The organism is Rhodococcus sp. Ni2 (assembly GCF_021352185.1).
In the GTDB taxonomy this organism is placed as follows: domain Bacteria; phylum Actinomycetota; class Actinomycetes; order Mycobacteriales; family Mycobacteriaceae; genus Rhodococcus_F; species Rhodococcus_F qingshengii.
Window position 1 is genome coordinate 2,140,369 of the sequence record NZ_WOXZ01000001.1, and the last position, 14,803, is coordinate 2,155,171.

Sequence of the window (14,803 nt, forward strand, 5' to 3'; positions counted from 1 at the left end):
GGACATGACCACCAGCTCTGAACTGAAGTCCGTATCGCTCACCGGCAAGGACCTGCATCTGTCCTTCGGCACCAACAAGGTGCTTCGCGGCGTCAACCTGCACGTCGACGCCGGAAACACCGTCACCGTCATCGGGCCCTCCGGTTCGGGCAAGTCGACGCTCCTGCGCGTGCTGAACCGTCTGCACGAGCCCGAGCAGGGTGACGTGCTGCTCGACGGGAAGTCCGTCCTGAAGGACAACCCCGACGAGCTACGCCAGCGGATCGGCATGGTGTTCCAGCACTTCAACCTGTTCCCACACAAGACCGTCGCCGAGAACATCGCACTCGGGCCGAACAAGCTCAAGGGTTTGTCGAAGGAGCAAGCTCGGGCGCTCGCGCTCGAGCAGCTGGATCTGGTGGGGCTCAGGGAGAAGGCCGACTCGCGGCCCGGCAACCTTTCGGGTGGTCAGCAGCAGCGCGTCGCCATTGCCCGCGCCCTGGCGATGAAGCCCGAGGTCATGTTCTTCGACGAGGCGACGTCAGCTCTCGACCCCGAACTGGTCAAGGGTGTTCTGGCATTGATGGCCGATCTCGCGAAGTCCGGCATGACCATGGTCGTCGTGACGCACGAAATGGGTTTCGCGCGTTCCGTTTCCGACAAGGTGCTGTTCATGGATCGCGGCGCCGTAGTCGAAACCGGTACTCCGGAACAGCTTTTCGACGATCCCGAAACAGATCGACTGCAGGCGTTCCTCTCACAGGTTCTCTGACTCAGGGGCGCTTGCAGGGGATCGACGGGCGTTGATCCTCGACGCCTGAAGCATCAGATGGTCACGTTCGGCGAGGTTGGATGCCTTGTGCGCTGCATCGGCATACAACCTCGCCGCCGTCTCCAGGTCTCCGTCGCGTTCACGGAGATAGGCCTCGACTGCGGCATGGCGTGGAAGTGAATCGTCGAGCGCTGCAAGAGCTGCCAAGCCGGCGCGTGGCCCGTCCGCCTCGCCGACCGCCACCGCTCGGTTGAGCCGGACGATCGGGCTGTCGGTCAGGGCTGCGAGTTCGTCGTACCACTCCACGATCTGCACCCAATCGGTCCCGTCTGCTGTGAAAGCGTCGGCATGGAGTGCGGCAATGGCGGCCTGGGCCTGGAACTCACCCAGTCGGTCGCGAGCGAGAGCTGACTGGAGGATTGCGACTCCTTCGGCAATCGAATCGGTGTCCCACCGGCTGCGATCCTGCTCGGCTAGCGGAACCAGACTGCCGTCCGCGGCAGTTCGCGCGGCTCGACGAGCGTGATGGAGCAGCATCAGTGCGAGCAACCCTGCGACTTCGGGGTGATCGATCGCGGCCGCCAACTGCCGGGTGAGCCGGATGGCCTCGGCAGCCAGGTCGACGTCGCCGGAGTACCCCTCGTTGAAGACCAGATAGAGGACACGCAGGACGGTGGCGACATCGCCGGGTTGCTCGAACCGGACGCCGGAGACCGTGCGCTTGGCTCGGCTGATGCGCTGAGCCATAGTCGCCTCGGGCACCAGGTAGGCCTGCGCAATCTGGCGGGTGGTCAGCCCGCCGACAGCGCGCAGCGTGAGTGCGACGGCGGACGACGGCGTCAACGACGGGTGCGCGCACAAAAAGTAGAGCTGGAGTGTGTCGTCCACGCCCGGCACCGACCCGCTGACCGGCCGCTCGCCTGGCTGCTCGTCAGCCAGAAACTCCCGCTTACGGCGAGCCGCATCCGACCGGATCCCGTCGAGGAATCGCCGCCAGGCCACCGTGACCAGCCAGCCCTTCGGGTCCCGCGGCGGGTTGTCCGGCCAGACCCTGACCGCCTCGAGCAGAGCGTCCTGCACGGCGTCCTCGGCCGACGCGAAATCTGCTCCGCGGCGGACGAGGATGCCGAGCACGCTCGGAGTCAGACTCCGAAGCAGGGCGTCGTCCATGACAGGTTTCAGTCCGTGATGGTCGGCGGCTCGGTCAGGAACGGGCGCAGTTCGAGCCATTCGTGAATCGGCTTCCCGCCTGCGCCGGGCGCGGCCGAGAGCTCGCCGGCCAATTGGACGGCACGGTCGTAGTTGTCGACGTCGATCACCATCCAGCCGGCAATGAGGTCCTTGGTTTCCGCGAACGGACCGTCGGTGACCGGGGGGCGACCCTCACCGTCGTATCGGACAAAGGTGCCCTCAGGAGCGAGAGCCTGACCGTCGACGAACTCGCCCGCCTTCTCGAGCCGATCCGCGAAGTCCTGCATGTACTTCACGTGGGCAGTGATCTCGTCCGGCGTCCACTGGTCCATCGGCACGTCGTTGACTGCAGCCGGAGCGCCGCGGTAGTGCTTGAGCAGCAAGTACTTGGCCATCGTGAATCTCCTCTGTGTCGGTGCCACCCATTCTGGTCGCACTTCACTACAGGGACGAAGCAAGTCGGGGATTCTCGACATCGCAGGGCCTTCGGCCCTGTGCGCCTTTTTGGTAGTGCCCGCAACCAGAAAGGCGCACGGGGCCGGAGGCCCTAAATCCACCCCTGCCGGCGGGCGATCACCGCTGCTTCGTGCCGGTTGGCAGCACCGAGTTTGGTGACAGCTGACGACAGATAGTTCCGGGTGGTTCCTGCCGAGAGGTGTGCCCGGGAAGCGATCTGCTCGATGGATGCTCCGTCGGCCGCGTACTCGAGTACGTCCGCTTCGCGCGGAGTAAGCGGTGAGTCGCCGGCGCCGATTGCCTCGGCAGCCAACGACGGATCGACGTACCGCCCGCCCGCGTGGACGCTGCGGACCACCTCGGCGAGCGTCGCCGCAGGCGTCGTCTTCGGCAGAAATCCTCGGACGCCTGCTGACAGTGCCTTCTTCAGATACCCGGGACGCCCGTGGCTCGTCACGATGATCGAGACGCACCCCGAGACCGTCTGCGCAATCTGTTGCGCCGTCTCGATGCCGTCGATACCTGCCATTTGAAGGTCGAGCACGGCTACGTCAGGTTGATGTTTTACAGCAGCGACCACGGCATCCTCGCCGGATTCGGCTTCCGCGACGACAACGATGTCGTCCTCGAGCGACAACATCATGGCCAGAGCCGAGCGGATCAGGTTCTCGTCGTCGGCCAGCAGTACCTTGATCGGCTCGGTCACCGAGACTCCTTCGTTCGGGACGGAAAGTGGGCGGTGAGGGTGAAGCGATCTTCGTCCTGCACGGTTTCGACAGTTCCTCCGACGGCGCCGACGCGCTCGCGCAATCCGTTCAGGCCGGTTCCGTTGTTCGGCTCTGCGATCCGTGCGCCGTCGTTGGCGATCACGACGCCGTCCGCGAACACTTCGATGCTGCAATTCTCGGCACTGGAGTGCCGGAGAATGTTGGTGACGCCTTCACGGACGACCCAGGCGGCAGCTTCGGCCAGTTCCACCGGCAGCTGATCTGCCGATCCACGTATCGCAGTGGAGATTCCGGCGGCCTCGAGCAGAGACTGCGCACCGGCCAGCTCCGATGCCAAGGCGATGGACCGGTATCCCCGAACCAACTCGCGCGCTTCGTCGAGTGAATCTTGCGCAAGTTCGCGTACTTCGTCCATCTGCGCGGCGGCACGATCGTCGCCGCGTCGTGAAAGAGTAGCTGCAAGTTCACTTTTCACCGCAATTGCAGACAGTGCCCGCCCGACGACATCATGGAGATCGCGTGAAAATCGCAACCGTTCCTCGGCGACGGACAGAGCGGCAGCGGCTCCGCGTGCCTCATCCAATTCGGTGACCATCCGCAGCAGCCACACCGACATGTAGACGGTCAGCCCCATGAAGGCGGCGACGATTCCGACGGACACGCCGCTTTCCGGACCCGCAAGCAGTCCCAGTACAACCCCGGCGGCCACCGAGCCCACGATCAGCCAGCGCAACGACGTCAACCCCGCAAGGGGCACGACAAGGATTGCCGCCAGCCAGAAGTACGGGCCGTTCTCGCCATTGCTTCCCAAGGCAATTCCCGCCGAGCAGAACGCCGACAACGTCATCACGGCAAGAGGAATCTGGACGGGCTTGGCCACGACTCCGCCCAGATCAGGCATCCGAGACACGGCGATGACGCACGCAACGGCACTGATTCCGAGGAAGACACCCGACAGGTACCGATCCGCAACTATCTCGGTGACCGCACCGAAGCCACCGAAAACCACTGCGACCATGATGAACGATTGCCGCGTGTAGAGGCGAACCTTGTCGACGTTCGACGCGGTTCGCCACGTCCGTCTCGGATTCCAGCGTCCGAAGTTCTGCGCGATCATGCCCACTACCTTCTCAGAGTTCTACGAACGCGGTTCCCAGCGGAAGTGGACGTTCGCGATCAGAACCGAACCGACGATCCACGCCAGCATGACCAACAGCGGTTGCGCAGCCGAACCGAAGGTGTCGACAAATCCCGCTGCCGCACCGGGCGCATCGCCCAGATCAGCCAGTTCGCCAGTGGTCCGCCCCAGCCATCCGAGATTGAGAAGGTCCACTACTGCGGCCAGCGGAGTGAAATCGAGAATGCGAGCAACGTTGTCCGGCACGACATTCCTGATCGAGGACATACCTGCCGTCGCCAGAATCAGAATCGGCATGCAGGTGATCTGCGCCGCCTCTGAATTTCGCGTGACAGCCGAAGTGATCAACGCCAGCGCCGTGAAGAGCGCGGCGCCGCCGATCACCGCGACCAGCACCAGGACCGGATTGACCGGAGCACTACCGCCCAGAACCATCACGGCGATTCCGATCACCACCGTCAACAGGCCGGTGAGAACCCACGACGGCACTGCCGGGCCCGCGAGGATCTCGGCGTCGCTGCATTCCCCGGTCCGTAGTCGCTTGAGAACCAACTCGTCACGACGCGTCGCGTACACCGACAGGAGGTTGTAGAAGACCACGAACACGAGCAGGAAGAGTGCAAACACCTCGAGGCCTGCCGACACCGACTTGTCGGACAACCCGCCATCGCGTGAGAGGTACAGCATTCCCACGGGAAAGATCAACGGGAGGACGATTGCGTTGAAGAGCAACAGTCGATTTCGTCCCAGGAGCGTGAACTCCGAACGAGACAGGGTTGCTATGCGGTTCATGCCGACGCTCCTTCGAGAGCTGCGTGATGATCGAATTGGTCTGCAATGGAGAGGAATACGGTCTCCAGGGATGCCGCGCGGGCATCCAGGCCGGTCAGCAGGATGTTGTTGTGCTGTGCCCACAGCAGCAGTTCCGTCAGCGTCTCCTGCACTGTGCGAGTGGTGATCACCACCAGATCGTTTTCGACGCGTACCTCGGCGCCGGCCAGCGCTGGGAGCGGAAGACCGGGACGGTGCAGTTTGATCTGGGCGGGATGATCCGCGACGACGTCCGCCACGGTTCCGCTGCGCACCACCGATCCTCGGTGCATGATCGCCAATTGGTCGCACAGGGACTCGGCTTCGTCGAGGTAGTGCGTCGTCAACATGATGGTGACGCCCGACGCTTTCAAGTCAGCAATCAATTGCCAAGTGTTACGCCGACTTTCGGGGTCCAATCCAGTAGTCGGTTCGTCGAGGAACAGTACGAGTGGCCGGCCGATGATCGCGCACGCCAGATCCAGTCGCCGGGCCTCACCTCCCGAGAGGAACTTCACGCGGGTATCACCACGGTCACGCATGTCCACGCGCTCGAGCACCTCGTCCACGGGCAGCGGATTCGAGCAGGTTCCGGCCCACATCGCCAAACTCTCACGAGCAGTCAGGTCTTGGGGCAAGCCACCCTTCTGGAGCATGATGCCAAGCGACGGGCGAATCTGCTTGCGGTTGCGCACCGGATCCATGCCCAGAACGCGCACCGTTCCGGCACTGGCTCGCGAAAGGCCCTGAATCACTTCGAGAGTGGATGTCTTGCCGGCACCGTTTGTTCCGAGGAGGCCGAACAGCTCGCCTTCCTGAACACTCAGATCCAGATTGCGAACAGCATCGAACGCCTCCTTGCCGGAGCCGTAACGCCGCGACATTCCGACTACGTCGATCACGGGATCGCCCTTCATCGCTGCGCCTCCGCTCGGTTCCAGCCGCGCAGTCCGATCGCGAATCGAATACCCGCATAGACAGCGAGAGCGGCAACAAGGATCCAGAACACCGGATTGGAGCCGATGATCGCGAACACCACTCCGACGATCGCGATGTTCACCACGATCACTACAAGTTCGCGGCCCATCGTGGGTGCGGGTCCGATGTCCATCAGGTCCGTCAGGAGGCTTCCCTCATGTGGTTCTCTCATGCCTCCAAGCTTCGCGGGAAGTCAGAGCCGAAAACAGTGCACAGCGTCATCACCTGCGGTGACACCGTCACGGATCAGCGATGACAAATGTCATGCGACGTCCCCGCGGGGACGCGTCGTAAACCGCGGGTAAGGGTCACCTCGTTGTTTTGCCGTTCATTTTTACGTTCCTTTACCCTTGCTTCGAGCTTCTACGGTTCCCGAAGTCCGTACATCGAATCTCGGGAGTTCACGGTGGCTATCAAGCCTTTGGCCTTGTTCGTCAAACACGACGGCGTGTCTGCACGCTCGTCGATCACCTGCCAGTACAAGTGCGGAAACGCGTGCTCTCACGAGGTCCCCAACACCTCGGGCGGCGAGTACTTCCGCGACATCGCACGCACGGCGCTGAGTCGTCGCGGCTTGCTCCGGGGCAGCGGCATGGCAGTGCTCGCGGTGGGAGCGGGCAGCGCCCTCGTCGCCTGTTCGGACGAATCCGCAAGTGCCGAACCGGGAACCGGATCGACGAGCGGCAGCAGCAGCGGATCGACACCCGCGGGGACGAACTTCGGCGCCGTCGCGCCCAACAAGGAAGACAAGGTCACCGTCCCTGACGGATACGATCAAGCCGTCGTGATTCGCTGGGGTGACGCCGTTCTCGCCGGCGCCCCGGCTTTCGACTTCGACAAGCAGACTGCGGCAGCGCAGGAACTGCAGTTCGGATTCAACAACGACTTCGCCGGATTGCTCCCGGTCGACGGGCAGCCCAACACCTACCTACTCGTGGTCAATCACGAATACTCCACCGAGCCGGCGATGTTCCGCGGCTACGATGCGGAGAACCCGACCGAGGAGCAGTTCAAGATCGGCCTGGCCAGCCACGGACTGTCGGTCGTCCAGGTCAAGGGCGAATCCGACAACGGCAAGCTCGTACCGGAGATCGGATCGAACAATCGCCGCATCACCGGAACCACGGAATTTGTCGTGACCGGCCCCGCTGCAGGCAGCGACTTCCTCAAGACGAGTGCCGATCCCACGGGAACCAAAGTGCTCGGCACCCTCAACAATTGCGCCGGCGGCGTTACCCCTTGGGGCACAGTGCTTTCCGGCGAAGAGAACTTCAACCAGTACTTCGCGAACGCCGAGGGTGTCACCGATCCCACGGTGGCAGCACGGCTGAAGCGCTACGGTCTTGCCGGTGCCGCTTCCGAGCGCAAGTGGGAACGCTTCGACAAGCGGTTCGATCTGGTCGCAGAACCCAACGAGGTCAACCGATTCGGATACGTCGTCGAGATCGATCCCTGGGATCCGTCGTCGACTCCGATCAAGCACACAGCGCTCGGACGTTTCAAGCACGAAGCCGCCACCATTTACATCACGTCGGACGGCACCGTCGTCGCCTACAGCGGCGACGACGAGCGCTTCGACTACATGTACAAGTTCGTCTCCAGCCGAAAGATGCAGGACGGCAAGAGTCAAGCAGCCATGCGCCACAACATGACTCTGCTCGACGCCGGAACACTGTACGTCGCAAAGCTCAGCGGAAACTCCGCCGGCGAGATCGACGGCAGCGGCAAACTTCCGTCGGACGGCAAGTTCGACGGAACCGGCGAGTGGGTAGCCATCCTGCGCACCGGCGAAGACGGCAAGGGCGAATCGCTGGTCGACGGCATGAGTGCTGAAGAGGTAGCCGTCTTCACCCGCCAGGCCGGCGACAAGGTCGGGGCAACGAAGATGGACCGCCCCGAGGACTTCGAGGCAAACCCGAAGAGCGGCAAGGTTTATGTCGCACTGACCAACAACACCAAGCGCGGAGTCGACGGTGGTGCCGCGGCCGACGAGGCGAACCCGCGCAACAACAACAAGAACGGCCAGGTCCTCGAAATCACCGACGACCACCCCGGCACCACGTTCGGCTGGAATCTTCTTCTCGTCTGCGGAGATCCGGCCACAGCCGATACTTACTTCGGCGGGTTCGACAAGAGCAAGGTCAGCCCCATCTCATGCCCGGACAACCTTGCCTTCGACCCGCACGGCAACCTGTGGATCTCCACCGACGGCAACGCACTCAAGTCCAACGACGGGCTGTTCAGCGTTGTCCTCGAAGGCGAAAACCGCGGTGAGACAAAGCAGTTCCTCACCGTTCCCGTCGGCGCCGAAACCTGCGGCCCCATCGTGGACGAGAAGCGCGTCATCGTCTGCGTCCAGCACCCCGGCGAGACCGACGACGCCAGCATCGAAAGCCCCGCATCCCATTGGCCAGACGGTGGTTCTTCCCAGCCTCGCCCGTCGGTAGTTGCAGCCTGGAAGAAGGACGGATCTCGGCTCGGCTCGTAACACACACGAAAACGACTGTGGGGCAGATCGCATACTCTGCGATCTGCCCCACGTCGTTTACCTCAGATTCTCAAGAGAATCAGTTGTCACCGTCCTCGCGACGCTTACGCGTCAGGAGAACAACGCCCGTTCCCAGCGCCAGCAGCAGAACCAATCCACCTGCTGCGAGCAACCCGGTGTTCACGCCACTCTCACCAGCGCCACCACCCGAGTTGATCGTCCCGCCCTGAGGAGCAGACGGCTTCGGCTGACCCGGCTGACCCGGGTTTGCTGTCGGCGGCTTCGGCTGTCCCGGAACCGTGCTCGGAACCGGCTGACCCGGAACCGTCGGCGGTACGACGATCGGAGGCACAACGACGATCGGGGGAATGATGATCGTCGGTGTAACCGGCACCGTCGTGTTCGGAACCGTCGTGGTCGGCGGAACTGTCGTGACCGGCGGCGTTGTCGTCGGCGGCGTCGTTGTCGTCACGCCACACGGATCCACAATCTCTTCCGCGACAACTTCTTCTGTCGTGGTCTCCTCTGTGGTGGTCTCCTCCGCGGTGGATTCCTCCGTACCGGTCACGTCAGCGTCACCGGCAGTGGTCGCGCTAGCCGTCGTCGTCGCAACCGTTGTCGTCGGAACCATCCGCGTGGTCGTCGTCGGAGGAACACAGGGCTCCGTCGTGACCGGCGGCGTCGTGGTGGTCGTCGGCGGCACCGTAGTGGTGGTCTCCGGCGGGTCTATCGGGTGTTCGGTGCAGAGAGCGTCGCCCGGGACACAGTCCACTGGCGGGTTCTCGCCACCAACCACCAGGTAGTTGTTCAGGACACCCGGAGTGAATCCGGGACCTGACAACGTTCCGATCTCAGGATTGACCTTGACGGTGTACGTCACGGTCGCGGTCTCGCCCTTGGCCAGCTTTCCGGTGACCGTGAAGACGTTGTCGACGACACCCGAAACAACCAGCGTGGAAGTGGTAGCCGGATCCTTCGTCATTACTGCATCGTCGAGAACATCGGTCAGATCGTCGTAGAAACTGATCTCACCATCCGCGGTGCCCACATTCTTGAACGTGAGCGTGTACGTGATCTCCTGGCCGCCAACCACACGGTTCGTGGTGGACGGAACAGAGGACTTCAGTACCTCGATCGCGGGTGTGCCATCCACCGGATGCTCGGTCGTCACCGGCGGAGGAGTGATCTCCGGACCGGTCGGCGGCTTCGCAGTACCGGTGACCTTGTTGTTGATCAACGTGCCACCGGCAACACCGGCATTGACCTTGACCTGGTAGGTCAGAACAACCGACTTACCAGCTTCCAATCCACCGGTCCAGGTGAGCGTCGTACCCGCCAGGCTCGGAGCAGCACCGTCGACACCGTCAACAGTCGCCTTCAGCGAACCGTCCACCAACGCCGCGTTGTCGAGAACCTTCGACAGATCATCGGTCAACACCACCGGATCAAGAGTCGTGTTACCCGTGTTCGCACCCGTCACCGTATACGTGATCGTCTGACCCGCAGCAACATTGGTACCCGACACCGGATCCGCAGCCTTCGCGACCGTGAACCCCGGAACCTTCACCGGATGCGTCGTGCACAGCTGCGTCGCCGGATCACACACCTCCGGAGGATCAACCGGAGGAGTCGTCCCCGGAACAACGAAGTTGAGCACCGTGTTGTCGGCATTCGCCGCAACGCGATCGGCATCAGCCTTGACCGTGACGGTGTACGTCACCGTCTTGGTCTCACCGGCCGCAAGGGATCCCGTCACCGAGAAACCATCCGTGCCGACCATCGCAGCAGTCAACGGAGCATCAGCACTCAAGCTGCCCGCAACCAGATCAGCATCATCGAGCAGACCACGCAGATCATCGAAGTGCGCCACCTCACCCGCACCGTTACCGGTGTTCGTGAACGTGAGCGTGTACTTGATGTCCTGACCGGCAACAACATTCGAACCCGACACCGGATCAGAAGACTTCACCACAGCAATCTTCGGAGACAGAACCGGATGCTCCGTCGTCACCGGCGGAGGAGTGATCTCCGGACCCGTCGGCGGCTTCGCAGTACCGGTGACCTTGTTGTTGATCAACGTGCCACCGGCAACACCATCGTTGATCTTCACCTGATAGGTCAGAACAACCGACTTACCGGCTTCCAATGCACCAGTCCACGAGAGCGTCGTACCCGCCAGGCTCGGAGCAGCACCGTCGACACCGTCAACAGTCGCCTTGAGCGAACCGTCCACCAACGCCGCGTTGTCGAGAACCTTCGACAGATCATCGGTCAACACCACCGGATCAAGAGTCGTGTTACCCGTGTTCGCACCCGTCACGGTGTACGTGATCGTCTGACCAGCAGCAACATTGGTACCCGACGCAGGATCGGCAGCCTTCGCGACCGTGAACCCCGGAACCTTCACCGGATGCTCGGTCGTCACCGGCGGAGGAGTGATCTCCGGACCGGTCGGCGGCTTCGCAGTACCGGTGACCTTGTTATTCAGAACCGTTCCCGCGGCAACGCCGGCATTGACCTTCACCTGGTATGTCAGAACAACAGACTTACCGGCCGGGAGATTCGCGGACCACGACAAAGTGCTGCCCGAAAGAGTCGGAGCAGCAACAGGAGCACCGTCGATGGTCGCCTTCAGCGAGCCCGGAACGACAGCAGCATTGTTGAGAACCGCACTCAGATCATCGGTGATCGTCGCGGGAGTCAGGGCCGTCCTGCCGGTGTTGGCACCGGTGACGGTGTACGTAATGGTGTCGCCGGCCTGAACCGTCGAACCGGAAACCGGATCAGCCGTCTTGGTCAGCGTGAAACCAGGCATGGGATGCGTCGTGCAGAGATTGGTTGCAGGATCACATGTTGTGGGGGGAGTTGTAGTCCCCGGAACCAGATAGTTGTTCAGAACTTTGTTGCCGCCGTCTTTGACAGTGACGGTGTATGTGACTGTCCCCTTGCCGCCGGCCGGCAAGGTGCCGCCGACCTTGATCTTGTCGGCGCCGTTCAATGCGGCGGTGAGTCCGCCGGTTGCAGCACCGACCGCAACTGTTCCGTCATCAATGACGTCGGCGAGGTAGTCCGTGTAGTCGATCGTTGCCGGCGCAGTGCCCGGATTCTCGAAATTCAGAGTGTAGGTGATCGATTGGCCGATATTGACCGTCTCACCGGTAGGTGGTGACGACGACTTCTTCACGAGAACCGGGGTGTTCTTGACCTTGCAATACACGTTGTCACCCGGTGTAAGTGCTGCCTGCGCAACGTCACCGACCCTGAGGGCCTGGGTCACGCCGTTTACCTGGCAATCCCACGATGTCGCATAGTTCGCGGTCTTGGTCGCCGAGGTAGTTGGCTTCTCCCAGAACGTGACGGGGGTGGGCGTGGTATCTGCGAGGAGCGTCCGCCAGCCAGTCGATGCCGTCGTATCAGTCGCACCGGTCGTGGTGCTCTTGATCTCGGTTGCTGCAGCGGCGCCTGCATCAGCGTGGTGTCCGGTGCTCATGCCGATAGTGAAATCGTCACCGGGGGTGACGCGCGTGAGGTCCTTGTCGATCTTGACCTTCGACAGCAGCACACCGAACGCCAGGCCCTGACGCGAGGTCGCCTGAACGGTATTTCCGAAAGTGGCTGCGAAACTTGTCGGAGCAGTCGATGCAACGACCAGCGTTCCGGGCGTGCGCCCCTGGCCATTGACGTTGTTCCACGAATCGCATCGGACGGTATTGGCTGGCATACCCGTCAGCCCACCGTCACAGGCCCGAATTCCGGGGTAGGCAGGATCACTGTCGTCACCGACGGTACGTGCGATCTGCCGTAGAGGCTTGTCCGAATTGAAAGTGAGGAATTCACGGTCGTTCGTAGTATTGATATTCGCGTCTGTCGACTCGGCGTCGGCTGCTACGAGCCCGTAGTTGTTGACGGCGCCATTCGGCCCCGTCATCACGATGTTCTTCAGCGAGACTGTTCCACCGGACTGACCAGCGGTGGCTGAGGTTTGGTAGATCGCCGGCTTGATCGTCGTCGGCACACCCGTGTACGCGGAAGTTCCCAACGCTGCATAGTGCAACGTGGGAAATGCCTTCGTTTCGATCCCCTGGTGTGTCTTTCCCGCTACCGAGTCGGTGAGGAAAGCCTTGAAGTTGATCTTGTAACCGTCGGTGAGCTGGATTTCCATCGACTGCCCGGCCGCAGAAGCAGCCGTTGCCGCATCGAGCGTCGACATATCGATCCAGCAGATGTTCTGCGAGAACGGACCGGTGCCGGGGGCGCTGAATGCGCAGCCTTTTGCAGGCTGTTCATCCGGAAGAACAGCGGCGCGAGCCGGCGCCTGAGCCTGAACGGGGCCGCCGAGCGTCGCGGCCGGCTGCGCTGACGCAACCACTGCCGTCGCGCCGGAGATACCGAGAATCATCGCGATGGCGGTCCATACCACCGTCCACGCTCGCACCCAGGGCGGGAGCCCTGCGGTGAATATGGCCGACCTTGTCGGCGGTATGTCGTTAGGCATTTCTTACTCCCCAGGATGTGCCTGATCGATGTTCGATGGACGGAGATGCGAGAGCGCTGGCGCGAACTCCCGGTTGATCGGTTGGTTCGGGTCGATGCGCCTGTTTTCGGCTGATCGACCTCACACCGGACGCTGTTGCCGGTCCTGTCATTCGAGCTCCTCTTCGGAAACACCTGCGTGTTGGAAGAGCCGTCCTGAACAGGACCTTGGCCCTCGAAATCCGCGCAAATCGAGAGCAACCTTCCAGTTATCAGAAACAAGATAACAGATAACCGGGAGCTTGCCCATCGAAAGTCGGACAAAGCAGACCGATCGACGTTTTTGTTCGTAGATCGGACAAGCTTCGAGGAGCAGTGTTGTCCGAGCGGACAATTCAGCCCTCGGAGTGCGGCACCGCGGCGAACGCGATGACATTCAACGTTTCCGCTGACCAGATCGGGTGACGACCAATCTCAAGGAAGGTACGGAATCTGGACAAATGCCCAATATGGATAAGGCCTGTTGGATGCGCCACAGACCCTCGAACGACGGTCGGAAACCCCGTCCTGAATGGAGTCCGATCACCCGTGCGAGCACGTCGAAATTGATCGAATTGATCCAGACCACACTCAGCGACGGCTGCCGGTAACGAAGCATCCCGAGGCTCCGATAATTGGATTGCGAGGCACCAACTTCGCCCGAAACCGGGCGGCCGCCTTCGATTCAAACCCAACTTCAAGTCCGTTTTGTAGCTTTTCAGGCAGAGCAGTTCTGCTCATTTTCTGCCATAGCTATTTTCTGATCCTGCTCAGCTAGTCGAAAGTTCAGCGACCGTGGCTACCGCCCGGCAGAATTCTCGTAACTGACGAGCAACAACCGGACTAACCAGCCAAGCGTCACGAGAGTGCCAAAAAGGGCCCTTCCGCGTGCCTCGAGGCAAATGCATCGAGGGCGAAAGGGCCCGAACCGGGCACCACGGAGCCAAAGGCCCCGCCGCAACCTAGCTGCTGCCGAACCCCACACTGTTGGCGTAGCGATCGAAATCGCCCTGGGCTCCGCTGTAGACGTTGATATCTGTGTTTCCGGTGATTCCGGGGATGCGTCCGGTGCTGGTGTACTGCCAGAAAGTCCAGTTGGACCAACCGCCGGGTAGCGGCCCCGGTGCGTTCTGCCCGTTGTAATCGGCGATCCACAGCGGGTAGTGGTTGAACTCGGTGGTGTTGGCCATCTGAGTACGCCAGAAGTTGGGATACGTGTAAATGATGGGCTGCCGCCCGGTGAGTGTCTGGACTGTATTCAAGTAGCGATGAGTCCAGTCGATGACCTGCCCGGCGGGCAGTCCCTTCGCGTCCTCGAGATCCAGAACGGGCGGGAGGTCACCAGGTCCGTTGATACCCAGGACGATCGCCGAATAGAAGGCGGCCTGGGCTTCGGGGGACTGGCGAACGTCTGCGTAGTGGTAGGCCCCGCGCGAGACGCCGGCAGCACGCATGACCAGGCAATCCTGGATGAAGTACGGATTGACGTAGTTGAGCGACTCGGTGGCCTTGACCATCGCGAACTCGTGCCCTGACGCCTTGACCTGGAACCAGTCGATTCCGGTTCCGTCCACGTGTTGCCACGAAGAGACGTCCGGGCCACGGGGAGCGTCGGCAGCGGCGAGGCCAGGTGCCGTGATCGCGATGGCAGCTGCCATCGCGATCGGGGTGAGCTTGCCCAGTGTCCTGACGATCCGTCGCTCGACCATTTCCCGAGACTAAGGTCGACTAGTCCGTTTTGTCCCCTAATT

General features: G+C 62.0%; 11 protein-coding genes. 2 read left to right on the forward strand and 9 right to left on the reverse strand.

Annotated features, from left to right (window positions below; all coding sequences use genetic code 11):
- Positions 1-4: 4 nt before the first annotated feature.
- A complete protein-coding gene (locus tag GN300_RS10485; RefSeq protein ID WP_003946070.1) occupies positions 5-751 on the forward strand; it encodes an amino acid ABC transporter ATP-binding protein in 747 nt (248 codons plus the stop codon).
- On the opposite strand, the gene GN300_RS10490 is transcribed toward GN300_RS10485, so the two are convergent.
- From GN300_RS10490 to GN300_RS10520, 7 genes are all read right to left on the reverse strand, one after another.
- Positions 737-1,921 carry an RNA polymerase sigma factor gene (locus tag GN300_RS10490; RefSeq protein ID WP_063315373.1) on the reverse strand — a complete coding sequence of 395 codons (1,185 nt, stop codon included), beginning with the start codon at positions 1,919-1,921 and terminating at the stop codon, positions 737-739. The genes GN300_RS10485 and GN300_RS10490 overlap by 15 nt on opposite strands.
- A gap of 8 nt (positions 1,922-1,929) precedes the next feature.
- Positions 1,930-2,337, reverse strand: a complete 408-nt coding sequence (locus tag GN300_RS10495; protein WP_003945999.1) for a YciI family protein — start codon at positions 2,335-2,337, stop codon at positions 1,930-1,932.
- A 152-nt stretch (positions 2,338-2,489) separates the two neighbouring features.
- The gene (locus tag GN300_RS10500; RefSeq protein WP_063315372.1) at positions 2,490-3,104 is read right to left on the reverse strand and encodes a DNA-binding response regulator; all 615 of its coding nucleotides are present in this window, start codon (positions 3,102-3,104) and stop codon (positions 2,490-2,492) included.
- Complete coding sequence (locus tag GN300_RS10505; RefSeq protein ID WP_037132536.1) at positions 3,101-4,243, reverse strand: sensor histidine kinase; 1,143 nt, start codon at positions 4,241-4,243, stop codon at positions 3,101-3,103. Before GN300_RS10505 ends, GN300_RS10500 begins: the two co-directional genes overlap by 4 nt.
- Positions 4,244-4,264: 21 nt before the next feature.
- Complete coding sequence (locus GN300_RS10510; RefSeq protein ID WP_063315371.1) at positions 4,265-5,056, reverse strand: ABC transporter permease; 792 nt, start codon at positions 5,054-5,056, stop codon at positions 4,265-4,267.
- Positions 5,053-5,991: an ABC transporter ATP-binding protein gene (locus GN300_RS10515; protein ID WP_063315370.1), complete on the reverse strand. Its 939-nt coding sequence runs from the start codon at positions 5,989-5,991 to the stop codon at positions 5,053-5,055. The genes GN300_RS10510 and GN300_RS10515 overlap by 4 nt, the downstream gene beginning before the upstream one ends.
- Entirely contained in the window at positions 5,988-6,224 is a 237-nt protein-coding gene (locus GN300_RS10520; protein ID WP_223304396.1) for a hypothetical protein, read from the reverse strand. The genes GN300_RS10515 and GN300_RS10520 overlap by 4 nt, the downstream gene beginning before the upstream one ends.
- A 234-nt stretch (positions 6,225-6,458) precedes the next feature.
- On the opposite strand from GN300_RS10520, the gene GN300_RS10525 reads away from it, so the two are divergent.
- Positions 6,459-8,540, forward strand: a complete 2,082-nt coding sequence (locus GN300_RS10525; RefSeq protein ID WP_063315369.1) for a PhoX family phosphatase — start codon at positions 6,459-6,461, stop codon at positions 8,538-8,540.
- A gap of 79 nt (positions 8,541-8,619) precedes the next feature.
- Here GN300_RS10525 and GN300_RS10530 read toward each other — a convergent pair whose 3' ends face one another.
- Both GN300_RS10530 and GN300_RS10535 read right to left on the reverse strand, forming a co-directional pair.
- On the reverse strand, positions 8,620-13,035 hold the full coding sequence (locus GN300_RS10530) for an isopeptide-forming domain-containing fimbrial protein (RefSeq protein ID WP_233405618.1): 4,416 nt from the start codon (positions 13,033-13,035) through the stop codon (positions 8,620-8,622).
- Between the two features lie 979 nt (positions 13,036-14,014).
- On the reverse strand, positions 14,015-14,710 hold the full coding sequence (locus GN300_RS10535) for a glycoside hydrolase family 25 protein (protein ID WP_371714689.1): 696 nt from the start codon (positions 14,708-14,710) through the stop codon (positions 14,015-14,017).
- Positions 14,711-14,803 lie beyond the last annotated feature (93 nt).

Bases quoted from the DNA above. Each gene is read 5' to 3' on its own strand.
- GN300_RS10535 (WP_371714689.1), bottom strand. From the start codon at position 14,710: ATGGCAGCTGCCATCGCGATCACGGCACCTGGCCTCGCCGCTGCCGAC.
- GN300_RS10520 (WP_223304396.1), bottom strand. From the start codon at position 6,224: ATGAGAGAACCACATGAGGGAAGCCTCCTGACGGACCTGATGGACATC.
- GN300_RS10530 (WP_233405618.1), bottom strand. From the start codon at position 13,035: ATGCCTAACGACATACCGCCGACAAGGTCGGCCATATTCACCGCAGGG.
- GN300_RS10505 (WP_037132536.1), bottom strand. From the start codon at position 4,243: ATGATCGCGCAGAACTTCGGACGCTGGAATCCGAGACGGACGTGGCGA.
- GN300_RS10495 (WP_003945999.1), bottom strand. From the start codon at position 2,337: ATGGCCAAGTACTTGCTGCTCAAGCACTACCGCGGCGCTCCGGCTGCA.
- GN300_RS10515 (WP_063315370.1), bottom strand. From the start codon at position 5,991: ATGAAGGGCGATCCCGTGATCGACGTAGTCGGAATGTCGCGGCGTTAC.
- GN300_RS10510 (WP_063315371.1), bottom strand. From the start codon at position 5,056: ATGAACCGCATAGCAACCCTGTCTCGTTCGGAGTTCACGCTCCTGGGA.
- GN300_RS10485 (WP_003946070.1), top strand. From the start codon at position 5: ATGACCACCAGCTCTGAACTGAAGTCCGTATCGCTCACCGGCAAGGAC.
- GN300_RS10490 (WP_063315373.1), bottom strand. From the start codon at position 1,921: ATGGACGACGCCCTGCTTCGGAGTCTGACTCCGAGCGTGCTCGGCATC.